Source organism: Luteimonas yanweni, assembly GCF_039548475.1.
GTDB lineage: Bacteria > Pseudomonadota > Gammaproteobacteria > Xanthomonadales > Xanthomonadaceae > Luteimonas.
In genome coordinates this window covers 50620-71527 of the sequence record NZ_JBCLVC010000004.1, presented here as the reverse complement: position 1 = coordinate 71527, position 20908 = coordinate 50620, and the positions used below count along the sequence as shown (strand labels likewise).

General features: G+C 69.5%; 23 protein-coding genes. 19 read left to right on the top strand and 4 right to left on the bottom strand.

Translation table 11 applies throughout. The features are described 5' to 3' along the window. Nucleotides 1–42 precede the first annotated feature (42 nt). Nucleotides 43–1932, bottom strand: coding sequence for a DNA topoisomerase IV subunit B (gene parE, locus WCE39_RS01455; protein WP_343274938.1), 1890 nt, complete (start codon nucleotides 1930–1932; stop codon nucleotides 43–45). 143 nt (nucleotides 1933–2075) lie between these two features. Between parE and WCE39_RS01450 the strand changes: the two genes are divergently transcribed. The 9 genes from WCE39_RS01450 (at nucleotide 2076) to WCE39_RS01410 (ending at nucleotide 9763) form a co-directional block, all read left to right on the top strand. Next, nucleotides 2076–2576 carry a globin gene (locus WCE39_RS01450; RefSeq protein WP_343274937.1) on the top strand — a complete coding sequence of 167 codons (501 nt, stop codon included), beginning with the start codon at nucleotides 2076–2078 and terminating at the stop codon, nucleotides 2574–2576. A gap of 121 nt (nucleotides 2577–2697) precedes the next feature. Next, nucleotides 2698–4362, top strand: a complete 1665-nt coding sequence (locus WCE39_RS01445) for a CTP synthase (protein ID WP_343274936.1) — start codon at nucleotides 2698–2700, stop codon at nucleotides 4360–4362. Between the two features lie 29 nt (nucleotides 4363–4391). Beyond that, entirely contained in the window at nucleotides 4392–5225 is an 834-nt protein-coding gene (gene kdsA / locus WCE39_RS01440) for a 3-deoxy-8-phosphooctulonate synthase (protein WP_343274935.1), read from the top strand. A 259-nt stretch (nucleotides 5226–5484) separates the two neighbouring features. Then, nucleotides 5485–6771 carry a phosphopyruvate hydratase gene (gene eno, locus WCE39_RS01435; protein ID WP_343274934.1) on the top strand — a complete coding sequence of 429 codons (1287 nt, stop codon included), beginning with the start codon at nucleotides 5485–5487 and terminating at the stop codon, nucleotides 6769–6771. 10 nt (nucleotides 6772–6781) lie between these two features. Further along, entirely contained in the window at nucleotides 6782–7108 is a 327-nt protein-coding gene (ftsB, locus tag WCE39_RS01430) for a cell division protein FtsB (RefSeq protein WP_343274933.1), read from the top strand. Between the two features lie 34 nt (nucleotides 7109–7142). Then, complete coding sequence (gene ispD, locus WCE39_RS01425; RefSeq protein WP_343274932.1) at nucleotides 7143–7844, top strand: 2-C-methyl-D-erythritol 4-phosphate cytidylyltransferase; 702 nt, start codon at nucleotides 7143–7145, stop codon at nucleotides 7842–7844. Then, the gene (gene ispF, locus WCE39_RS01420; RefSeq protein WP_343274931.1) at nucleotides 7841–8320 is read left to right on the top strand and encodes a 2-C-methyl-D-erythritol 2,4-cyclodiphosphate synthase; all 480 of its coding nucleotides are present in this window, start codon (nucleotides 7841–7843) and stop codon (nucleotides 8318–8320) included. Before ispD ends, ispF begins: the two co-directional genes overlap by 4 nt. 48 nt (nucleotides 8321–8368) lie before the next feature. After that, nucleotides 8369–9427 (top strand): tRNA pseudouridine(13) synthase TruD, encoded by a 1059-nt coding sequence (gene truD / locus WCE39_RS01415; protein ID WP_449283954.1) that lies wholly within the window; start codon nucleotides 8369–8371, stop codon nucleotides 9425–9427. Between the two features lie 105 nt (nucleotides 9428–9532). After that, nucleotides 9533–9763 carry a hypothetical protein gene (locus WCE39_RS01410; protein WP_343274929.1) on the top strand — a complete coding sequence of 77 codons (231 nt, stop codon included), beginning with the start codon at nucleotides 9533–9535 and terminating at the stop codon, nucleotides 9761–9763. Here WCE39_RS01410 and WCE39_RS01405 read toward each other — a convergent pair whose 3' ends face one another. Continuing rightward, a complete protein-coding gene (locus tag WCE39_RS01405) occupies nucleotides 9764–10312 on the bottom strand; it encodes a Smr/MutS family protein (protein ID WP_343274928.1) in 549 nt (182 codons plus the stop codon). It lies immediately after the preceding gene. A gap of 55 nt (nucleotides 10313–10367) precedes the next feature. Here WCE39_RS01405 and surE point away from each other — a divergent pair, with 55 nt between their 5' ends. From surE to WCE39_RS01385, 4 genes are read left to right on the top strand one after another with little or no spacing between them, the layout of a single operon-like run. Continuing rightward, a complete protein-coding gene (gene surE / locus WCE39_RS01400; protein ID WP_343274927.1) occupies nucleotides 10368–11153 on the top strand; it encodes a 5'/3'-nucleotidase SurE in 786 nt (261 codons plus the stop codon). After that, nucleotides 11150–11833 (top strand): protein-L-isoaspartate(D-aspartate) O-methyltransferase, encoded by a 684-nt coding sequence (locus WCE39_RS01395; protein ID WP_343274926.1) that lies wholly within the window; start codon nucleotides 11150–11152, stop codon nucleotides 11831–11833. Before surE ends, WCE39_RS01395 begins: the two co-directional genes overlap by 4 nt. Before the next feature lie 2 nt (nucleotides 11834–11835). After that, a complete protein-coding gene (locus WCE39_RS01390; RefSeq protein WP_343274925.1) occupies nucleotides 11836–12489 on the top strand; it encodes an exopolysaccharide biosynthesis protein in 654 nt (217 codons plus the stop codon). Nucleotides 12490–12527: 38 nt separating this feature from the next. Continuing rightward, complete coding sequence (locus WCE39_RS01385) at nucleotides 12528–13340, top strand: peptidoglycan DD-metalloendopeptidase family protein (RefSeq protein WP_343274924.1); 813 nt, start codon at nucleotides 12528–12530, stop codon at nucleotides 13338–13340. A 27-nt stretch (nucleotides 13341–13367) separates the two neighbouring features. Here the strand turns inward: WCE39_RS01385 and WCE39_RS01380 are convergent, their stop codons facing one another. Together WCE39_RS01380 and yhbY are read right to left on the bottom strand one after the other, a co-directional pair. Continuing rightward, nucleotides 13368–13745, bottom strand: coding sequence for an Mth938-like domain-containing protein (locus WCE39_RS01380; protein ID WP_343274923.1), 378 nt, complete (start codon nucleotides 13743–13745; stop codon nucleotides 13368–13370). Nucleotides 13746–13758: 13 nt separating this feature from the next. Beyond that, the gene (gene yhbY / locus WCE39_RS01375) at nucleotides 13759–14064 is read right to left on the bottom strand and encodes a ribosome assembly RNA-binding protein YhbY (protein WP_343274922.1); all 306 of its coding nucleotides are present in this window, start codon (nucleotides 14062–14064) and stop codon (nucleotides 13759–13761) included. 70 nt (nucleotides 14065–14134) lie between these two features. Here yhbY and rlmE point away from each other — a divergent pair, with 70 nt between their 5' ends. The 6 genes from rlmE to hfq all read left to right on the top strand — a co-directional run bounded on the left by rlmE (nucleotide 14135) and on the right by hfq (nucleotide 20877). After that, nucleotides 14135–14767, top strand: a complete 633-nt coding sequence (rlmE, locus tag WCE39_RS01370) for a 23S rRNA (uridine(2552)-2'-O)-methyltransferase RlmE (RefSeq protein WP_343274921.1) — start codon at nucleotides 14135–14137, stop codon at nucleotides 14765–14767. Between the two features lie 30 nt (nucleotides 14768–14797). Further along, complete coding sequence (ftsH, locus tag WCE39_RS01365; protein ID WP_343274920.1) at nucleotides 14798–16711, top strand: ATP-dependent zinc metalloprotease FtsH; 1914 nt, start codon at nucleotides 14798–14800, stop codon at nucleotides 16709–16711. 122 nt (nucleotides 16712–16833) lie between these two features. Beyond that, entirely contained in the window at nucleotides 16834–17733 is a 900-nt protein-coding gene (folP, locus tag WCE39_RS01360) for a dihydropteroate synthase (RefSeq protein ID WP_343274919.1), read from the top strand. 145 nt (nucleotides 17734–17878) lie between these two features. Then, the gene (putP, locus tag WCE39_RS01355) at nucleotides 17879–19384 is read left to right on the top strand and encodes a sodium/proline symporter PutP (RefSeq protein ID WP_343274918.1); all 1506 of its coding nucleotides are present in this window, start codon (nucleotides 17879–17881) and stop codon (nucleotides 19382–19384) included. A gap of 69 nt (nucleotides 19385–19453) precedes the next feature. Beyond that, entirely contained in the window at nucleotides 19454–20401 is a 948-nt protein-coding gene (gene miaA / locus WCE39_RS01350; protein WP_343274917.1) for a tRNA (adenosine(37)-N6)-dimethylallyltransferase MiaA, read from the top strand. A 191-nt stretch (nucleotides 20402–20592) separates the two neighbouring features. Next, nucleotides 20593–20877 carry an RNA chaperone Hfq gene (gene hfq, locus WCE39_RS01345; protein WP_343274916.1) on the top strand — a complete coding sequence of 95 codons (285 nt, stop codon included), beginning with the start codon at nucleotides 20593–20595 and terminating at the stop codon, nucleotides 20875–20877. Nucleotides 20878–20908 lie beyond the last annotated feature (31 nt).

Here is a 20908-nt window from a genome sequence, read left to right as displayed (position 1 = left end):
CCGGTCGCAGCTATGGCTGCAGCCACAGGTCGTGCGCGATCTTCAGACTTCGAGGGTCGCCAGGTCGCCCTTGTCCTCCAGCCAGGCCTTGCGGTCCGACGCGCGCTTCTTGGCCAGCAGCATGTCCATCAGCGAGCGCGTCTGGTCGGCATCGTCGATGGTCAGCTGCACCAGGCGTCGGGTGTCGGGATGGATGGTCGATTCGCGCAGCTGCGGCGGGTTCATCTCGCCCAGGCCCTTGAAGCGGGTGACGTTGACCTGGCCCTTCAGCTTCTCGCGCGCGATCTTCTCCAGCAGCAGGCGCTTTTCTTCCTCGTCGAGGGCGTAGAACACCTGCTTGCCCACGTCGACGCGGTACAGCGGCGGCATCGCCACGAAGATGTGGCCGGCGCGCACCAGGGCCGGGAAGTGCTGCAGGAACAGCGCCGCCAGCAGGGTGGCGATATGCAGGCCGTCCGAATCGGCATCGGCCAGGATCACGACCTTGCCGTAGCGCAGGCCGGAGATGTCGTCCTTGCCCGGGTCGCAGCCGATGGCGATGGCGAGGTTGTGCACTTCCTCGCTGGCCAGCACCGAGGTCGATGCCACCTCCCAGGTGTTCAGGATCTTGCCGCGCAGGGGCATGATCGCCTGGAAGTCCTTGTCGCGGGCCTGCTTGGCGCTGCCGCCGGCCGAATCGCCCTCGACCAGGAACAGCTCGGTGCGCGACAGGTCCTGGCTGATGCAGTCGGCCAGCTTGCCGGGCAGGGCCGGGCCCTGGGTGACCTTCTTGCGGACGATCTGCTTCTCGGTCTTGAGCCGCGCGCTGGCGCGGTCGATCGCCAGCTGGGCGATCTTTTCGCCCAGCTCGACGTGGCTGTTGAGCCAGAGCGTGAACGCGTCTTCGGCGGCACCCTCGATGAAGCCGGCGGCCTGGCGCGAGCTCAGGCGCTCCTTGGTCTGGCCGCTGAACTGCGGATCACTCATCTTCAGGCTGAGCACGAAGGCGACGCGGTCCCAGACGTCTTCGGGCGCCAGCTTCACCCCGCGCGGCAGCAGGCTGCGGAATTCGCAGAACCTGCGCAGGGCATTGGTGAAGCCGGACCTCAGTCCGTTGACGTGGGTCCCGTGCTGCGGCGTCGGGATCAGGTTGACGTAGCTTTCCTGCACCAGCTCGCCGTCGGGGATCCAGGCCACGGCCCAGTCCACGATCTCGGTGTCCTTCTTCAGGCGGCCCAGGAACAGGTCCGGCGGCAGGGGCTCGCGGCCCGTGAGCTCGCCGGCCAGGTAGTCGCGCAGGCCGTCGGCGTAGTGCCACTCGTCGCGCTCGCCGCTGGCCTCGTCAAGCAGGGTCACGGTCAGGCCAGGGCACAGCACCGCCTTGGCGCGCAGCAGGTGGCGCAGGGCGCGAAGGCCGAACTTCGGCGTGTCGAAATACTTCGGGTCCGGCCAGAAACGCAATCTGGTGCCGGTGTTGCGCTTGCCCACGGTGCCGACGATGCCCAGGCCGCTGACGGGGTCGCCGTCGCGGAAGGACATCAGGTATTCGTTGCCGTCGCGCTTGATGTGCACCTCGACCAGGGTCGACAGCGCATTGACCACGCTTACGCCCACGCCGTGCAGGCCGCCGGAAAACGCGTAGTTGCGGTTGCTGAACTTGCCGCCCGCGTGCAGGCGCGTGAGGATCAGCTCGACGCCCGGCACCTTTTCCTCGGGATGGATGTCCACCGGCATGCCGCGACCGTCGTCGGAGACCTCGCAGCTGCCGTCCCTGTGCATGGTCACCGCGATCGCGCGCGCATGGCCGGCGAGGGCCTCGTCCACCGCGTTGTCGATGACCTCCTGCGCCAGGTGGTTCGGCCGGGTGGTATCGGTGTACATGCCGGGCCGGCGCTTGACCGGATCCAGGCCGGACAGGACTTCGATGTCGGCGGCGTCGTAGCGTGAATTCATCGCGGAAAGGGCAAGGCCGGAGAGCGGGGGGAAGCCGACCAGAATGGCGGCGGGGCAGGGGCGGGTCAAGGCAGGTGTTGACGGGGGTCAATCCGGGTCCCGCGGTCGCGCGCGAGAATCGGCGCCCCCACCAGGAGACCGCCATGACCGCCGCGACCGACGCCTACGCCGACCTGCACCAGAGCTATGGCCGCTGCCTGCGCGACAAGGAGTTCATCGGCCGTTTCTACGACGTGTTCCTGGCCAGCCATCCCGATGTCCCCGCACTGTTCGCCCACACTGACTTCAACAAGCAGCGCATGGCCCTGCGCAAGGGCATCACCATGGCCATCTTCCATGCGGGCGGCAGCCGGGTGGTGGACCGCGGGATCGAGGAGATGGGTGCCGTCCACGCTCGCGACGGGCGCTGCCCGGTGCCGGCGGCGCTGTACCGGGACTGGATCGCCAGCCTGCTGCGCGTGGTCGAAGCGACCGATCCCGAGGCCGATCCGGCGCTCATGGCGCGCTGGCGCGAGGCCATGGCCGTGGTGGTGGATACTTTCACGGCACGCGACACCGGCCCCTCAGGGGAGATGGCCGCCCGGGAAGGGGCCCGCGGCCTGTTCTCGCGCGTCATGCAGGGTCTGCGGCCGCGCCAGGGCTGAGCCGGGCGGCGGTCGCGGCCATGGCCGCTCCCACTGAAGCAGAACGCCCCGGGCGCGCTGTCAAGGTCGCCCCTGCAACCTCCAGCCGCTAGACTATGGCTTTCCTGCGGCAGCCTGATTCATGACTCCCCTGATTTTCGTCACCGGTGGCGTGGTGTCCTCGCTTGGCAAGGGCATTTCCGCGGCCTCGCTCGCGGCCATCCTCGAAGCCCGCGGCCTGCGGGTGACGATGATGAAGCTCGACCCGTACATCAACGTCGACCCCGGCACCATGAGCCCGTTCCAGCACGGCGAGGTCTACGTGACCGACGACGGCGCCGAGACCGACCTCGACCTGGGCCACTACGAGCGCTTCATCAACGTCCGCCTGTCGGGCAAGAACTCCATCACCACCGGCAAGATCTACGAGAACGTGATCCGCAAGGAGCGCCGCGGCGACTACCTGGGCGCGACCGTGCAGGTGATCCCGCACATCACCGACGAGATCAAGCGCTGCATCGACACCGCCACCCAGGGCTTCGACGTCGCCCTGGTGGAGATCGGCGGCACGGTGGGCGACATCGAGTCGCTGCCGTTTCTCGAGGCGATCCGCCAGATCCGCACCGAGCGCGGCCCGGACAAGGCGCTGTTCCTGCACCTCACCCTGGTGCCGTACATCGCCGCCGCCGGCGAACTCAAGACCAAGCCCACCCAGCACTCGGTGAAGGAGCTGCGCTCGATCGGCATCCAGCCCGACGTGCTGCTGTGCCGCAGCGAGCAGCCGCTGCCAGACAGCGAGCGCCGCAAGATCGCCCTGTTCACCAACGTGTCCGAGAAGGCGGTGATCTCGATCGTCGACCTGGACAACATCTACAAGATCCCGGCCTGGCTGCAGAGCCAGGGCCTGGACGCGTTCGTGGTCGAGCGCCTGCGCCTGGCCGACAAGGCCGCGCCGGTGGCGGACCTGTCCGAATGGGCGTCGGTGGTCGACGCCACCCAGAACCCGATCGGCGAGGTCACCATCGCCGTGGTCGGCAAGTACGTCGACCACAAGGACGCCTACAAGTCGGTGGCCGAGGCCCTGCGCCACGGCGGCATCCGCCAGCGCACGCGGGTGAACCTGAAGTGGGTGGAGTCGCAGGACATCGAGCGCGACGGCGCCGCGGCCGCGCTGGCCGGCGTCGATGGCGTGCTGGTGCCCGGTGGCTTCGGCGACCGCGGCTTCGACGGCAAGGTGCTGACCTCGAAGCATGCGCGCGAAACCGGACTGCCGTACTTCGGCATCTGCTACGGCATGCAGGCGGCGGTGGTCGACGTGGCCCGCCACCTGGCCGGGCTGGAGGGCGCCAACAGCACCGAGAACGACCGCCAGACCCCGCATCCGGTGATCGGGCTGATCACGGAGTGGCGCACCAAGACCGGCGAGGTCGAGCGCCGCGGCGAGGACAGCGACCTCGGCGGCACCATGCGCCTGGGCCTGCAGGAGCAGCGACTGAATCCGGGCACGAAGGCGCGCGCGCTGTACGGCAAGGACGTGGTCGCCGAGCGCCACCGGCACCGCTACGAGTTCAACAACCGCTACCGTACCCAGCTTGAAGACGCGGGCCTGGTGATCAGCGCCAAGTCGATGGACGACCTGCTGGTGGAGATGGTGGAACTTGCCGACCACCCCTGGTTCATCGCCTGCCAGGCGCACCCCGAGTTCCTCTCCACCCCGCGCGGCGGCCACCCGCTGTTCATCGGCTTCGTCCGCGCCGCGCGCGAGCGCAAGGCTGGCGGGAAGTTGTTGAAAGAAGCAACGGCATGAGCAACTCCGTGGCAAGAAAGGGCTCTTCTATGAACCTCTGTGGATTCCAGGTCGGCCTCGACCAGCCGTTTTTCCTGATCGCCGGCCCGTGCGTGATCGAGAGCGAGCAGCTGCAGCTTGATGTGGCGGGGCAGCTGAAGGAGATCACTTCGGCGCTCGGCATCAACTTCATCTTCAAGTCGAGCTTCGACAAGGCCAACCGCACCTCGGGAACCGCGTTCCGCGGGCCGGGCATGGAGGAAGGCCTGCGCGTGCTGGGCGAGGTCAAGCGGCAGATCGGCGTGCCTGTGCTGACCGACGTGCACGAGTACACGCCGATGGACGAGGTCGCGAGCGTTGTCGACGTTCTGCAGACGCCGGCCTTCCTGGTGCGCCAGACGGATTTCATCAGGAAAGTCTGCAGCGCCGGCAAGCCGGTGAACATCAAGAAGGGCCAGTTCCTGTCGCCCTGGGACATGAAGCCGGTGGTCGAGAAGGCGAAGGCGACCGGCAACCAGGACATCATGGTCTGCGAGCGCGGCGCCAGCTTCGGCTACAACAACCTGGTCAGTGACATGCGCTCGCTGGCGGTGATGCGCGCCACCGGCTGCCCCGTGGTCTTCGATGCCACCCACTCGGTGCAGCTGCCGGGCGGGCAGGGCACTTCCAGCGGCGGCCAGCGCGAGTTCGTGCCGGTCCTTGCCCGCGCCGCGATCGCCGTGGGCGTGTCCGGCGTCTTCATGGAAACCCACCCCGACCCCGCCAAGGCGCTCAGCGACGGCCCCAACGCCTGGCCCCTGGACAAGATGCGCGCCCTGCTTGAAACCATGATCGAACTCGACGCGGTGACCAAGCGTGGAGGCTTTCTCGAAAACGAGGTTTGATTTTTTGGCCACTGATGACACGGATTACGCGGATAAACGCGGATAGAGCAAAGACACCTTTCCTGTAGGAGCAGCTATAGCTGCGACCCCCGGAATGACCGAATCTTCAGGTCACAGCTGTAGCTGCTCCTGCATGGAAGAGAGAGGCTTACACAAAAGGCTGTTGGCTTTATCGGTGTAAATCCGCGTTTATCCGCGTAAATCCGTGGCAAAAAAGCTCTTCCGCAATCCCACACACACAAAGCGACACAGCGAGCCCATGACCAATATCGCCAAGATCCACGCCCGTGAAATCCTCGACAGCCGCGGCAATCCCACGCTTGAAGCCGAGGTGACCCTCGCCGATGGCGCGTTCGGCCGCGCGATGGTGCCCTCGGGCGCCTCGACCGGTGCACGCGAAGCCGTGGAGCTGCGCGATGGCGACAAGACGCGCTACCTGGGCAAGGGCGTGACGCAGGCGGTGGCCAACGTCAACGGGACCATTGCCGACGCGCTCAAGGACTTCGACGCCGCCGACCAGGCCGGCCTCGACAAGCGCCTGATCGACCTTGATGGCACCGACAACAAGGGCCGCCTGGGCGCGAATGCGCTGCTGGGTGTGTCCATGGCCGCGGCGCATGCGGTGGCGGCCTCGCGCCGCATCCCGCTGTGGCAGCTGCTGGCCGGCGACCGCGCCCCGGTGCTGCCGGTGCCGATGATGAACATCATCAACGGCGGTGCGCATGCCGACAACAACGTCGACCTGCAGGAATTCATGGTGCTGCCGGTGGGCTTCGACTCGTTCTCCGAGAGCCTGCGCGCGGGCACCGAGATCTTCCACGCGCTGAAGTCGGTGCTGAAGGGTCACGGCCTTTCGACTGCCGTCGGCGACGAAGGCGGCTTCGCCCCCGACCTGCGCAGTAATGTCGAGGCGCTCGACACCATCCTCGAAGCCATCGGCAAGGCCGGCTATCGCGCCGGTGACGACGTGCTGCTTGGCCTGGACGTCGCCTCCAGCGAGTTCTACGACAACGGCAAATACCACCTGGTGGGCGAGGGCAAGCGCCTGACCGGCGAGCAGTTCACCGACTTCCTGGCCTCCTGGTGCGACCAGTACCCGATCATCACCGTCGAGGACGGCATGGCCGAGGCCGATTGGGACAGCTGGAAGCTCTTGACGCAGCGCCTGGGCGATCGCGTGCAGCTGGTCGGCGACGATCTGTTCGTGACCAACCCGGCGATCTTCCGCGAGGGCATCGACAGCGGTACCGCCAACGCGATCCTGATCAAGGTCAACCAGATCGGCACGCTCACCGAGACCCTGGAAGCGATCGCCATGGCCGACGCCGCCGGCTACGCCGCGGTGGTCTCGCACCGTTCGGGCGAAACCGAGGACACCACCATCGCCGACATTGCTGTCGCGACCACGGCCACCCAGATCAAGACCGGCTCGCTGTGCCGCAGCGACCGCGTGGCGAAGTACAACCAGCTGCTTCGCATCGAAGAGTCGCTGGGCGCCAAGGCGCGCTTCGCCGGTCGCGACGCCTTCGTTTCGCTGAAGCGCTGACGCGACCGCCATGCGCACGCTGCGGATCGTGCTGGTGGTGCTGGTCGCGCTGCTGGCGTGGCTGCAGTACCGGCTGTGGTTCGGCAATGGCGGCAACCAGGAGGTTGCCGACCTGCAGGCCCAGGTCGAGCAGCAGGCGCGGCAGAACGACGGCCTGCGCGACCGCAACGCCGCGCTCGCCGCCGAGGTCGCCGACCTCAAGTCGGGCGAGGCGGCGATCGAAGAGCGCGCGCGTGCCGAGCTGGGCATGATCCGGCCGGGCGAGACCTTCTATCGCGTGGTCGATCACGCACAGCCGGCGACGACGGCGACCGACACCGAAGAAGAAGCGCAGTGAAACGGATCATCCCCGGAAACGACAAGGACACCCGATGACCTGGGTCGTGATCCCCGCCGCCGGCCGCGGCGCGCGCTTCGGCGGCGACGTGCCCAAGCAATACCTTGAAGTCGCGGGCGAGCCGCTGATCGCGCACAGCCTGCGCGCGCTGTTCGCACACCCGGGCGTCCAGGGCGCCGTGGTGTCACTGGCCGAAGGCGATTCCCGCTGGCAGGGATGGAGCGACGGCAGCGGCCGCCCCGTGATTGCCTGCACCGGCGGCAGTACCCGTGCGGAATCGGTGCTGGCCGGCCTGGCTGCTCTGCCCGACGACGTGCGCGCCGACGCCTTCGTGCTGGTGCACGACGCGGCGCGCCCGAACCTGCGCCTGGCCGACCTCGCCGCGCTGCTGGAGCGCGGTCGCGAAGATCCGGTCGGCGCCATCCTCGCCACGCCCGTGCGCGACACGTTGAAGCGTGCCGGCGACGACGGTGGCATCGACGGTACCGAGCCGCGCGAGCGCCTGTGGCGCGCGCAGACGCCGCAGCTGTTCCGACGCCTGCAGCTGCGCCGCGCGCTGGAAGCCGCGGCCACGGACGGCGTCGAGGTTACCGACGAGGCCATGGCCATGGAGCGCCTGGGCGCGCGCCCTCTGCTGGTCGAGGGAGCCGAGGACAACATCAAGGTGACAACGCCGGCGGACCTGGCCCATTTCGAATTCCTGCTCGCGCGGCGCGCGACGGGGGAGGACGCATGACCATCCGAATCGGCCTCGGCTACGACGTCCACGCATTCGGCGAGGGCGACCACGTCATGCTCGGCGGCGTGCGCGTGCCCCACTCCCGCGGGCTGGTCGCGCACAGCGACGGCGACGTGATCCTGCATGCGCTGTGCGACGCCATCCTCGGCGCGCTGGCGCTGGGCGACATCGGCGTGCATTTCCCGCCTTCGGACGAACGCTGGAAGGGCGCCGACAGCCGTGCGCTGCTGCGCCACTGCGTGGCCCTGGCCGCGGAGCGCGGCTGGAAGATCGGCAATGTCGATGCCACGGTGATCTGCGAGCGGCCGAAGATCGGCCCGCACGCGCAGGCGATGCGGGAGGTGATCGCCGCCGACCTTGGCGTCGCACTCGATGAGGTCAGCGTCAAGGCCACCACCAGCGAGCGCCTGGGTTTCGTCGGACGCGAGGAAGGGATCGCGGCGCAGGCGGTGTGCCTGCTCGTGGCGGCTTGAGGCCATGACTTCGGGCATGCGGCCGAGCCTGGGCCTGCGGCATTGAACGTGGCGCCACCGCGCGCCCACGGCGCGCCGGTGCTTGCCGCGCGGATCCGCGTTGCGCCGGAAGACTTCGACGTCACCGAACTCGATGGCTTCGAGGCCAGCGGTGCCGGCGAACACCTGCTGCTGACGATCGAAAAGCGCGGCATGAACACCGCCTTCGTCGCCCGCCTGCTGGCGGAATGGGCCGGCGTGGATGAGCGCGCGATCGGCTATGCCGGGCTCAAGGATCGCCACGCGCTGACCCGCCAGCGTTTCAGCGTGCACCTGCCCGGACGCGACGCGCCTGACGTCGCGGCGCTCGAGCGCGACGATCCCGCCGCCGGGCAGTCGCTGCGGGTGATCGGCCAGGCGCGGCATGCGCGCAAGCTGCCGCGCGGTGCGCTGGCCGGCAACCGCTTCGTGCTGGTGCTGCGCGAGCTGGAAGGCGACCCCGGCGCGGTAGACGCCCGCCTGCAGGCGATCGCGGCGCGCGGCGTGCCCAACTATTTCGGCGTGCAGCGCTTCGGGCGCGGCGGAGCCAATGTCGACAAGGCGCGGCGCATGTTCGCCGGCCGGCGCGTGCGCCGCGACGAGCGCACGCTGTTGCTGTCGGCGGCGCGCTCGGCACTGTTCAACCGGGTGCTGGCCACGCGCGTGGCCGACGACAGCTGGGATCGCGGCCTTGAAGGCGAGGCCTGGATGCTGGACGGCAGCCGCAGCGTGTTCGGGCCCGAGCCTTTCAGCGATGCGCTGGCCGAACGCCTGGCGGCCTTCGACATCCATCCCGGCGCGCCGCTGTGGGGGCGCGGCGAGCTGCGCAGTACGGGCGATGCGCGCGCACGTGAACTCGCCGCACTTGCCGATGACGACAGCCTTGCGCTCCGCGCCGGCCTTGAAGCCGCGGGCCTGAAGCAGGAGCGGCGAGCGACCCGCCTGCGTCCCGACGGCCTGGCATGGCGCTGGCTGGACGATGGCGCGCTGGAGCTTGCGTTCGCGCTGCCGCCGGGAACCTATGCCACCTCGGTGCTGGCGGAACTGGGCGAAATCGCCGACGCCGGCGGCCACGCCGGCGCCGACTGAGCGCCACCCGTCGGAAAGCGCGCGCCGGCACTGGTGGCGCGCCACGCGCGGGTATAGACCGTGATCGTGCGCCGCCATCGCGGCGCGCAGTGACGGGAGACGGCCATGAAGACGATTCTTCGAACGGTCCTGCTCGCAGCTGCGGCCACGCTGCTGGCAGGCTGCGCCACCACGGACGGCATGGCCTCGCGGCAGGCCGTGCAACCCGACGGCCAGGCGAGGTACATCACCGATGTCGAGTACATGTCGCGGGTCGAGCGCAGGGCGCTCAGCCGCGGGGTGGAGGTGCACTGGGTACAGCCGCCGACCCGGCTCGTGGCCGCCAGCGACCCGTAGTCAGCGCCGGGCCAGCAGCACCAGCACCGCGCCGGTCCCGCCCTGGGCGGGCGGCGCGGAATGGAAGGCCAGCACGTCGGCGCGCTGGCGCAGGATGCGGTCGACGATGTTCTTCAGCACCGGCAGGCTGTCGTCGGAATTGATGCCCTTGCCGTGGACCACGCGCACGCAGCCATGGCCGGCATCGCGTGCGTCGAGAAGGAACCGGCGCAGCAGGACCTCCGCGGTCGCGGCATCGGTGTGGTGCAGGTCCAGTTCGTCCTGGGCGGCATAGAGCCCCTGTGACAGCCGCTTGAGCGTGCGCGCCGGAATCTGCTCGCGCCGGTGCGAAAGCACGTCGCCGCGCTCGATCGAGAACGCGACTCCCCGGCCCAGCCGGAAGTCCTCGCGCGCCTGGGCCTCGTCGCGCTCGGCCATGCGCGCCCTGGGGCGCGGCCGTGGGCGTTCCGGTGGCGCAGGCGTCGCGGGCAGCTCGCGCACCGGGCCGACCGCGGCGCGGAACAGCGCCGCGTCGTCTTCGTCGTCGTGTTTTCCGTCCGCTCCAGCCATCGCGCAAGCCTAGCGCGCGGGACCCGCCGCGTCGCCTTCCGCTATCATTGCGGCAATGAAAATCCTCGTTAGCAACGACGACGGCGTCGACGCCCAGGGCATCCGCGCACTCGCCGCAGGCCTGCGCGCCGCGGGCCACGAGGTCACCGTCGTCGCCCCCGATCGCGACCGCTCCGGCGCCAGCAACTCGCTCACCCTGGACCTTCCGCTGCAGGCCGTGCAGCTGGATGCGTCCACCTGGCGCGTGCACGGCACGCCGACCGACTGCGTGCACGTCGCGATCACCGGCATGCTCGAGGACGAGCCGGACATCGTGGTCTCGGGCATCAACGACACCGCCAACCTGGGCGATGACGTCATCTATTCCGGCACCGTGGCCGCGGCGATGGAAGGCCGGTTCCTGGGCCTGCCCGCAGTCGCGGTGTCGCTGGTCACCGGCGGCAGGCCGGGCCGGCACTACGACACCGCCGCGCGCGCCGCGGTCGAGATCGTGGCGCGGCTGAAGGCCGACCCGCTGCCGGCCGACACCATCCTCAACGTCAACGTGCCCGACCTGCCCTGGGCGGAGATCGAGGGCTTCGAGGTCACGCGCCTGGGCAACCGCCACCGCGCCGAGGCCTGCATCCCGGCACAGGACCCGCGCGGCCGCCATTTCTGGTGGATCGGTGGCGCCGGCAAGGAGCAGGACTCCGGCCCCGGCACCGATTTCCACGCCGTGCGCACCCGGCACATCGCCATCAGCCCGATCCAGGTCGACCTGACCCGTTACCAGGCGCTGGAGCAGGTGGCCGCCTGGGTCGGTGGGCTCGAACAGGCGCTGCGCAACGGAGCCCCGGCGTGACCCCGCGGCTGCGCCTGCAGCCCGAGGCGCTGGGCATGGGCATGACCTCGCAGCGCGTGCGCGATCGCCTGATCGAGCGCCTGCGCGACAACGGCATCGCCGACGAACGCGTGCTCAACGCCATCCGCGTGGTGCCGCGGCACCTGTTCATCGACGAGGCGCTGGCCACCCGCGCCTACGAGGACACCGCGCTGCCCATCGGCCACGGCCAGACCATCTCCCAACCCTGGGTCGTTGCGCGGATGACCGAAGCCCTGTTCGCCGACGGCGCGCATCCCGAGCGTGTGCTGGAAGTCGGCACCGGGTCCGGCTACCAGGCGGCGATCCTCGGTGCGCTGGGCCTGAAGGTCTACACCGTGGAGCGCATCGGTGATCTGCTGCGGGTGGCGCGCAAGCGCTTCCGCTCGCTGGGGCTCAACGTGCGCAGCAAGCACGACGACGGCCGCATCGGCTGGCCGGAAGAGGCGCCGTTCGACGGCATCCTGGTCACCGCCGGCGCGCCGGCCCTGGTCGATGCGCTGACCGCGCAGCTTGCGCCCGGCGGCGTGCTGGTGGCCCCCGTAGGTGCGGGCGGCGCGCAGTCGCTGCTGCGCCTGCGCAAGGACGCCGATGGCCGCATCACACAGGACACGCTGGCCGCGGTCGCGTTCGTGCCCCTCCTCTCCGGGCTGGTGGACTAGGCATGACCACCTCCGTGCCTCCGTCCGGGCCCGCCGGCGACGCCTCGCTGCGCAGCCAGCTTGAAGCGGTCATTGCGCGCCTGCCCACGGGTTCGATGAGCCTCGGCGAGCTGCTCGGCGTCATTGGCGACGAAGGGCTGCTGGTCCTGTCGATCCTGCTGACCCTGGTGTTCCTGATTCCGGTATCGATCCCTGGGGTGAGCACGGTGTTCGGCGCGGCGATCCTGCTGGTAGGAATCAGCCGCCTGTCCGGGCGGCCGCTGTGGATTCCGCGAAAACTGGCCGAGCGGCGGCTGCCCGCCGATCGCCTGCGTCCGGCGCTCGCGGCCGGCATGTCCTGGGTGCGCCGGCTGGAGCGCATCAGCCGTCCGCACCGCATGGCCGGCGTGGTTGACGGCCGCGCGCAGCAGCTGTTCAACAACCTCGCCTTCATCTTCGCCGCCCTGCTGCTGATGGCGCCGTTCGGACTCATCCCGTTCAGCAACACCATCCCCGCGATCGCGCTGCTGCTTTACGCTGTGGGCTTCATCCAGCGCGATGGCGGTGCGGTGCTGCTCGGCCACCTCGCCACAATGGGCACCGTGATCTATTTCAGCGTGTTGATTGCCAGCAGCGGACTTGCCTTGACGCACCTGTGGCAGCGCTTCGCAGGTTGAAACCGCACGCCATGTCCAGCCCGGAGGTCCCCTCGCGCATGCTCCCGATCCGTCGCACCACCCGCATCGCCCTGGTTTCCGCCGTCGCACTGATGCTCGCGCTTGCGGGCTGCGGCACAAGCAAGGTGGTCCGCGAAGGTGGCTCTTCCGCGACGCGGGCGTCGGCGCCGAAGCCGGGCCAGGCGGTCACCGTGCGCAAGGGCGACAACCTCTACCGGCTGGCTACCAACAACGGCATCAGCCCGCTCGACCTGGCGATGTGGAACGGCATCCAGGCGCCCTACACGATCTATCCCGGGCAGCGCCTGCGCCTCTATCCCTCGTCCGGCGCGGGTGGCAACGCGCGCACGGCGGGCACGGCGACCGCGTCCAGGGGCCGGACGAGCGGCACCTCGCGCCCGGTCACCGACAGCCGCGGCAGGACCGTGCAGCCCACGCAGGCACCGCCGCAGCCCACCGGTGCCGCCCCGCTCAAGAGCGCTGTGGCCTGGCGCTGGCCGGCCGACGGCCAGCTGGTCAGCCGTTTCACCGAAGGTGACCCGACCCGCCAGGGCATCGGCGTGGCCGGCTCGGCCGGGCACGCGGTGCGCGCGGCCGGCGACGGCGTGATCGTGTATTCGGGCTCAGGCCTGGTCGGCTATGGCGAGCTGATCATCATCAAGCACGACGAGCAGTGGCTGTCTGCCTATGGCCACAACCGCAAGCGCCTGGTGGGCGAGGGCGACCGCGTGAAGGCGGGCCAGCAGATCGCGGAAATGGGCCGTACCGGCGCCGACCGCGACATGCTGCACTTCGAGATCCGCTACAACGGCAAGCCGGTCGACCCGCTGCGCTACCTGCCGCGGCGCTGAGCGCGCCCGGCTCGCCGGTGTCCCGGCTCAGTCGCCTGAGAGGATGAAGCCGGCGACCACGCGCCGCCCCTCGCTGGCGAGCACGTTGAACGTGCGCGCGGCGGCCGCGTTGTTCATCGCCTCCAGGCCCACGCCGCGGGCCAGGCACGCGGCAAGCGTGCGCGGGGGCGGGAATCCCTGGGTGTCGCCGGTGCCGATCACCAGCACTTCGGGCGCAAGCGCGAGCAGCGGCTCGAGGTCTTCAGGCGTCAGCGCGGTGACCGCGGTGGCGGCCCAGTCCTCGACCAGGCGGTCGGGGGCCAGGATGAAGCTGGCCTGCAGCTGGCGGTCGTTGACCAGTGCCGAGCGGCCGTTGGCGGCGCGCAGCACATAGTCGTAGTCGGGGCGTTCCTGGACGAGATCCATGGCGGACCGGGCCTCAGGCCCGCGGCAGCACGATCTGGCGCTTCTCGCTGTTGGGGCGGTACAGCACCGCCACGTGGCCGATGCGCTGCACCAGCACGGCGCCGGCGCGCGCGGCCAGGGCGTCGATCAGGGCGTCGCGCTCCTCGCGGTCGGTGGCCGCCACCTTCACCTTGATCAGCTCGTGGTGCTCGAGCGCGCCGGCGACTTCGGCCACCACGGCATCGGTCAGGCCCTTGCCCCCCAGCTGCAGCATCGCCTTGAGTCCGTGGGCCTGGCCGCGCAGGAAGCGGTTCTGGGCGGAAGTAAGGTCGACGGTCATGGGGGTGGCGGTCAGGTTCGAAGGGATGCGCAGGGTATCATGGCGGCCCGCACGCGCCTCCCACAGAGCGATGGCCACCCGCAGCAGAAGCAGCCAGCGCTGGCTCCAGGAACATTTCGCCGACCCCTTCGTGAAGAAGGCACAGGCGGAGGGCATGCGCTCGCGGGCGGCCTACAAGCTGGAGGAACTGGTCGATCGCGACCGCCTGCTGCGGCCCGGCATGACGGTGGTCGACCTGGGCGCCGCCCCGGGCGGCTGGTCGCAGTGGGTCCGCCAGGCGCTGGGCGACAGCGGCCGGGTGATCGCGCTGGACATCCTGGACATGCCGCCGCTGGCCGGCGTCGAGTTCATTCACGGCGATTTCCGTGAAGACGTGGTGCTCTCGCAGCTGGAATCCGTGCTGGACGGGGCCCCGGTCGACCTTGTGTTGTCGGACATGGCCCCCAACAAGAGTGGTGTGAACGCGGTCGACCAGCCTCGGGCCATGTACCTGGCCGAACTTGCGATGGAGTTCGCCGACCGGCACCTGCGGCCGGACGGAGCGTTCCTGATCAAGCTGTTCCATGGTGTCGGATTCGACGATTACGTGCGCGAGCTGCGGCGGCGCTACGCGAAGGTCGTGATCCGCAAGCCGGCGGCCTCGCGCCAGCGTTCGCCGGAAGTCTATGCACTGGCGCAGGGCAAGTTGGCCCACCCGAAGTAACAAGGCGGCGTCGCCGCGGAGCAGAGCTGAATGAATGACCTGGTGAAGAATCTGATGCTGTGGGTAGTGGTCGCCGTCGTGCTGATGGCGGTCTTCAACAGCTTCAGCCCGAAAGTGGCCGGCAGCCAGGACGTCATGTATTCGCAGTTCATGACCGATGTCCGCAACGACCGCATCAAGTCGGTCGACATCGCCAGCGACGAGCGGTCGATCCAGTTCCAGCGCAAGGACGGCAGTGCCGGAATCACCACTGCGCCGCGCCGCGACGAACGCATGGTCGACGACCTGATCAACCACAGCGTGGAGATCAAGCAGGCGCCGCCGGAGTCGGGCATCACGCTGTGGTCGCTGCTGCTCAACTTCCTGCCGGTGCTGCTGATCATCGGCTTCTGGTTCTTCATGATGCGGCAGATGCAGCAGGGCGGCAGCAAGGGCGCGATGTCCTTCGGCCGTTCGCGCGCCAAGCTGCTCAACGACGACCAGATCAAGGTCACCTTCGCCGACGTCGCCGGCTGCGACGAGGCCAAGGAGGAGGTGTCGGAGCTGGTCGAGTTCCTGCGCGATCCCTCGCGCTTCCAGAAGCTCGGCGGCAAGATCCCGCGCGGCGTGCTGATGGTCGGCCCGCCGGGCACCGGCAAGACGCTGCTGGCCAAGGCGATCGCCGGCGAGGCCAAGGTGCCGTTCTTCTCGATCTCGGGTTCCGACTTCGTCGAGATGTTCGTCGGCGTGGGCGCGTCGCGCGTGCGCGACATGTTCGAGCAGGCCAAGAAGCACGCGCCGTGCATCATCTTCATCGACGAAATCGACGCCGTCGGCCGCCACCGTGGCGCCGGCCTCGGCGGCGGTCATGACGAGCGCGAGCAGACCCTCAACCAGCTGCTGGTCGAGATGGACGGCTTCGAGGGTGGCGAGGGCGTGATCGTGGTCGCCGCGACCAACCGCCCCGACGTGCTCGACCCTGCGCTGCTGCGCCCTGGCCGCTTCGACCGCCAGGTCGTGGTGGGCCTGCCCGACGTCAAGGGCCGCGAGCAGATCCTCAAGGTACACATGCGCAAGGTGCCGCTGGCCGACGACGTCGAGCCGATGGTGGTCGCGCGCGGTACCCCCGGCTTCTCCGGCGCCGATCTCGCCAACCTCGTCAACGAGGCGGCGCTGTTCGCCGCGCGCGAGAACGCGAAGGACGTCCGCATGGACCACTTCGACAAGGCGCGCGACAAGATCCTGATGGGCGCCGAGCGCCGCTCGATGGCCATGAGCGAGGAGGAGAAGACCAACACCGCCTACCACGAGGCCGGCCACGCCATCATCGGCCGCCTGGTGCCGGATCATGACCCGGTCTACAAGGTCACGATCATCCCGCGCGGCCGCGCGCTGGGCGTGACCCAGTTCCTGCCCGAGGGCGACCGCTACAGCTCCACCCGCGAGAGCCTGCACAGCCGCCTGGCCACGCTGTATGGCGGCCGCGTGGCGGAAGAGCTGATCTTCGGCACGGACAAGGTCACCACCGGCGCCTCGAACGACATCGAGCGCGCCACCAAGATGGCCCGCAGCATGGTCACCAAGTGGGGCCTGTCGACCGAACTCGGCCCGATCGCCTACGGCGAGGAAGAGGATGAAGTGTTCCTGGGTCGCTCGGTCACGCAGCACAAGAGCGTCTCCGACGAGACCGCGCGCAGGATCGACGAAGAGGTGCGCGATATCCTCGACAAGGCCTACAACCGCGCCAGGACCATCCTCACCGAGAACCTGGACAAGCTGCACACGATGGCCAAGCTGCTCCTGGAGTATGAGACCATCGACGTGCCGCAGATCGACGCGATCATGGAAGGCCGCGACCCGCCGGCGCCAATCGGCTGGAACAAGCCGGAGCCCAAGGGCGACGACGACGATTCCGACGGCAAGCGCCCGCTGCCGCCGATCACGGATCCCGCCCCACAGGCGTGAGCAAAAGGGGGCGGGCAACCGCCCCCTTTCCTTTCGGTGCGAGCTGTAGCCGTTCCCACACATGGGGCGGCTTCATTGTTTGCGGCGGGTGATAATCGGGCTCTGCCCGCCGGAGCCCGCCCATGTTCGACACCGTCCCCACCCTCGATTGCGCCGGACGCCTCCTGCGCCTTGACCGCCCGCGGGTCATGGGCATCGTCAACGTCACGCCGGATTCGTTCTCCGACGGCGGCGAGCATTTCGACCTCGACGCCGCCGTCGCGCACGGCCTCCGGCTGGCAGCCGAGGGCGCCGACATCCTCGATGTCGGCGGCGAATCCACCCGCCCCGGATCCGACAGCGTCGGCGCGCAGGAAGAAATCCGCCGCGTGGTGCCGGTGATCGAACGCCTTTCGCGTGAGACATCGCTTCCGATCAGCATCGATACCTGGCGCCCTGAGGTGATGCGCGCCGCGGTCGACGCAGGCGCCGGGATGATCAACGACATCCGCGCGCTGCGGGCCGAGGGCGCGCTGGACACGGCCGCCGCGCTCGGCGTGCCGGTGGTGCTGATGCACATGCTGGGCGAGCCGCACTCGATGCAGGATGCGCCGGAGTACGACGACGTGGTCGGCGAGGTCCACCGCTTCCTGGCCGAGCGCATCTTCGCCGCAGAAATGGCCGGCATCCCCCGCAAGCACATCGTCGCCGATCCGGGCTTCGGCTTCGGCAAGACCACCGCCCACAACATCACGTTGCTTGCGCGCTTCGAACGCTTCATCGAACTCGGCGTGCCGGTGCTCGCGGGGCTGTCGCGCAAGCGCAGCATTGGCGAGCTCACAGGGCGCGAGGATGCGAAAGCACGCGTGCACGGTTCGGTGGCCGCGCACCTCATCGCCGCCCAGCGCGGCGCGATGCTGCTGCGCGTGCACGACGTCGCCGCCACCCTCGATGCGCTGAAGGTGTGGGCGGCGGTGGATGCCGTGCCTGCGCCGCGAGCGGCGACGCCCGCGCCCGCGATTTCCTGGCCCGACGACGCCTGATCCCGGGCCGCCTGGCCGCTGACGCCACGCGTCCGGCCCGGCAATGCCACCGGCCACTGCGGTGTGCATCGCAGAGTGCCTGCGTTAGGCTGTGCCACCGCTGGCGCCGGAGGGGCGGCGGCATCGACCGGGGATTCCTGCGCCCATGCTCCAGACCAGCACGCCGCTCATCATCACGTTTCTCGTCTATCTCGCCGGCATGGTGCTGATCGGCTTCTACGCCTGGCGCCGGACCAAGAACTTCGACGACTACATCCTGGGCGGCCGCAAGCTCGGCCCGATCGTGACCGCGCTGTCGGCCGGTGCCTCGGACATGAGCGGCTGGCTGATGATGGGCCTGCCAGGCGCGCTGTATGCCAGCGGCCTGGCCGAAGCCTGGATCGCGATCGGCCTGACCCTGGGCGCCTGGCTCAACTGGCGCTTCGTCGCCGGGCCGCTGCGCGTGTACACCGAGCGCACGGGCAACGCGCTGACCCTGCCCGACTACCTCACCAACCGCTTCCACGACCGCAACCGCTCGCTGCGGGTGCTGGCGGCGGTGATCATCCTGGTGTTCTTCGCGGTGTACTGCGCCTCGGGCGTGGTCGCCGGTGCGCGGCTGTTCGAAAGCGTGTTCGCGCTGCCGTATGCGCAGGCGATCTGGTGGGGCGCGGCGGTGACCATCCTCTACACCCTGGTGGGCGGCTTCCTGGCGGTGAGCTGGACCGACGTCGCACAGGGCTGGCTGATGCTGTTCGCGCTGGTGCTCACCCCGGTGCTGGTGCTGGTGGCCAATGGCGGCCTGGACGGCAGCATGGATCTGATCCGCGAGGTCGATCCCGCGCGCCTGGAGTGGGTCGGCGCGGGAGGAGTCCTGGCGATCGTATCGGCGATCGCATGGGGCCTGGGCTATTTCGGCCAGCCGCACATCCTGGCGCGCTTCATGGCCGCCGAAAGCGTGCAGTCGATCCCGAAGGCGCGGAAGATCGGCATGGCGTGGATGATCCTGTGCATGATCGGGTCGCTGATGGTCGGCTTCTTCGGCATCGCCTTCTTCTCGCTCAATCCCGAGGCGGCCGGCCCCGTGGACGCCAATCCCGAGCGCGTGTTCATCGCCGCCGTGGAGCTGCTGTTCAATCCCTGGATCGCCGGCATCATCCTGTCGGCGATCCTGGCCGCGGTCATGAGCACGCTGTCGAGCCAGCTGCTGGTGTGCTCCAGCGTGCTGTCGGAGGATTTCTACCGCGGCTTCCTGCGCAAGCAGGCCAGCCAGCGCGAGCTGGTGTGGGTCGGGCGCGCGAGCGTGTTGCTGGTCGCGCTGGTGGCGCTGTGGCTGGCGCGCGATCCGGAAAGCCGGGTGCTGGGCCTCGTGTCCTATGCCTGGGCGGGCTTCGGTGCCGCGTTCGGGCCGGTGCTGGTGCTGTCGCTGTTCTGGGGCAGGATGACGCGCGACGGCGCGCTGGCCGGCATGGTGAGCGGCGCGATCGTGGTGATCGCCTGGAAGCAGGTGGCAGTGGAGCGGATGGGCTTTGAGCTGTACGAGATCGTGCCCGGTTTCCTGGTGGCGACCGTCGCGATCATCGCGGTCAGCCTGCTCGGGCGCGAGCCGGCGCAGGACATCCGCAGTACGCACGACGAGGTGCGCGCCTCGCTGCGCGAAACCGGGTACTGAGCAGGCGGGCGGCTTGACCGTGGCCAGGGGCGCCCGGTCCCGTGCCACGCCGTGCGGGATAATCCGCGCATGATCGACACCCGCCCGCCTGTCATCGCCCTGATGGGCCCGACCGCATCGGGCAAGACCGCGTTCGCGATCGACTGCGCGCAGCGCCTGGGCGGCGAGATCGTCAGTGTCGATTCGGCGCTGGTGTACCGCGGCCTGGACATCGGTGCAGCCAAGCCCACGCTGCAGGAGCGGGCAGGCGCGCCGCACCACCTGCTCGACATCCGCGACCCGTGGCAACCGTATTCCGCGGCTGCGTTCGCCGCCGACGCCCGCGTCGCGATCGATGCCATCGCCGCGCGCGGCCGACTGCCGATCCTGGCTGGCGGCACCGGACTGTATTTCCGCGCCCTGTTGCAGGGGCTGTCGGCCATGCCTCCGGCCGATGCGGCGCTGCGTTCGCGGCTGGCGGATGAGGCGGGCGAGCGTGGCTGGGCGGCGCTGCACGCGGAGCTGGCGCAGGTCGATCCGCTGGCCGCGCGGCGCATCCACGCCACCGACGCGCAGCGGATCCAGCGCGCGCTCGAGATCCATCGCCTGACCGGCCGCGGGATCAGCGAATGGAACGCGGATCCGCCGCCGCCCAGGCTGCCGTACCGGGTACTCAAGCTGGTGCTGGCGCCGCGAGATCGCGCGGCGCTGCACGGGCGCATCGCGGGTCGCTTCGATGCCATGCTCCGGGCCGGCTTCCTGGCCGAGGTCGCCGCCCTGCGCGCGCTGCCGCAGCTGCGCGACCATCCCGCGCCGCTGGACCTGCCCGCGCTGCGCGCAGTGGGCTATCGGCAGGCATGGGAGCACCTGGAAGGCGCGACCGGTGCCGATGCGTTCCGGGAACGGGCGATCGCCGCCACCCGGCAGCTCGGCAAGCGGCAGATGACCTGGCTGCGCGGCGAGCTCGACGCCCGCTGGTTCGATCCCGCCACCGACACGGACCGGCTGGCGCGCGCGCTCGCTGGATTCCTCGGCTGAACGCGTTTCCCCGCGGCGCGCCTCGCGGGCTTCCGCGCGCCCGGGCCGTGCCGGCGGTCACGCGACCGCGCCATCCGCCGGCCACGGGGGCCCGGGTCGTATAAGATCGGCGCGTCGCCGCCGGGGAGTGGTCGGGCGGCGCGGCATCTCCGCCATTCCATAACAACAATAAATCAGCTGGGGAACACCGAATGTCCAAGGGACAGTCCTTGCAGGATCCTTTCCTGAACGCCCTGCGCCGTGAGCGGGTGCCGGTTTCCGTGTATCTCGTCAACGGCATCAAACTGCAGGGAACGATCGAATCGTTCGATCAGTTCGTGGTGCTGCTGCGCAATACCGTCAGCCAGATGGTGTACAAGCACGCGATTTCCACCGTGGTGCCGGCGCGCAACGTACGCGTGGGTCCGGGCGGCGGGGTGGTGCAGGCCGCCGACGAGGGCGACGCGCCGGACGCGGGCGCCGACGAGGCCGAATGATGCTTGCGTCGGCGGCATCAGGCCCCATGTC

Coding starts and splice junctions, on each gene's coding strand:
- WCE39_RS01390 (WP_343274925.1), top strand. CDS start 11,836: ATGACCACCTCCGTGCCTCCGTCCGGGCCCGCCGGCGACGCCTCGCTG.
- WCE39_RS01380 (WP_343274923.1), bottom strand. CDS start 13,745: ATGGATCTCGTCCAGGAACGCCCCGACTACGACTATGTGCTGCGCGCC.
- WCE39_RS01450 (WP_343274937.1), top strand. CDS start 2,076: ATGACCGCCGCGACCGACGCCTACGCCGACCTGCACCAGAGCTATGGC.
- hfq (WP_343274916.1), top strand. CDS start 20,593: ATGTCCAAGGGACAGTCCTTGCAGGATCCTTTCCTGAACGCCCTGCGC.
- eno (WP_343274934.1), top strand. CDS start 5,485: ATGACCAATATCGCCAAGATCCACGCCCGTGAAATCCTCGACAGCCGC.
- WCE39_RS01410 (WP_343274929.1), top strand. CDS start 9,533: ATGAAGACGATTCTTCGAACGGTCCTGCTCGCAGCTGCGGCCACGCTG.
- WCE39_RS01445 (WP_343274936.1), top strand. CDS start 2,698: ATGACTCCCCTGATTTTCGTCACCGGTGGCGTGGTGTCCTCGCTTGGC.
- ispF (WP_343274931.1), top strand. CDS start 7,841: ATGACCATCCGAATCGGCCTCGGCTACGACGTCCACGCATTCGGCGAG.
- parE (WP_343274938.1), bottom strand. CDS start 1,932: ATGAATTCACGCTACGACGCCGCCGACATCGAAGTCCTGTCCGGCCTG.
- ftsB (WP_343274933.1), top strand. CDS start 6,782: ATGCGCACGCTGCGGATCGTGCTGGTGGTGCTGGTCGCGCTGCTGGCG.
- folP (WP_343274919.1), top strand. CDS start 16,834: ATGTTCGACACCGTCCCCACCCTCGATTGCGCCGGACGCCTCCTGCGC.
- ispD (WP_343274932.1), top strand. CDS start 7,143: ATGACCTGGGTCGTGATCCCCGCCGCCGGCCGCGGCGCGCGCTTCGGC.
- miaA (WP_343274917.1), top strand. CDS start 19,454: ATGATCGACACCCGCCCGCCTGTCATCGCCCTGATGGGCCCGACCGCA.
- putP (WP_343274918.1), top strand. CDS start 17,879: ATGCTCCAGACCAGCACGCCGCTCATCATCACGTTTCTCGTCTATCTC.
- yhbY (WP_343274922.1), bottom strand. CDS start 14,064: ATGACCGTCGACCTTACTTCCGCCCAGAACCGCTTCCTGCGCGGCCAG.
- surE (WP_343274927.1), top strand. CDS start 10,368: ATGAAAATCCTCGTTAGCAACGACGACGGCGTCGACGCCCAGGGCATC.
- WCE39_RS01385 (WP_343274924.1), top strand. CDS start 12,528: ATGCTCCCGATCCGTCGCACCACCCGCATCGCCCTGGTTTCCGCCGTC.
- WCE39_RS01405 (WP_343274928.1), bottom strand. CDS start 10,312: ATGGCTGGAGCGGACGGAAAACACGACGACGAAGACGACGCGGCGCTG.
- rlmE (WP_343274921.1), top strand. CDS start 14,135: ATGGCCACCCGCAGCAGAAGCAGCCAGCGCTGGCTCCAGGAACATTTC.
- kdsA (WP_343274935.1), top strand. CDS start 4,392: ATGAACCTCTGTGGATTCCAGGTCGGCCTCGACCAGCCGTTTTTCCTG.
- ftsH (WP_343274920.1), top strand. CDS start 14,798: ATGAATGACCTGGTGAAGAATCTGATGCTGTGGGTAGTGGTCGCCGTC.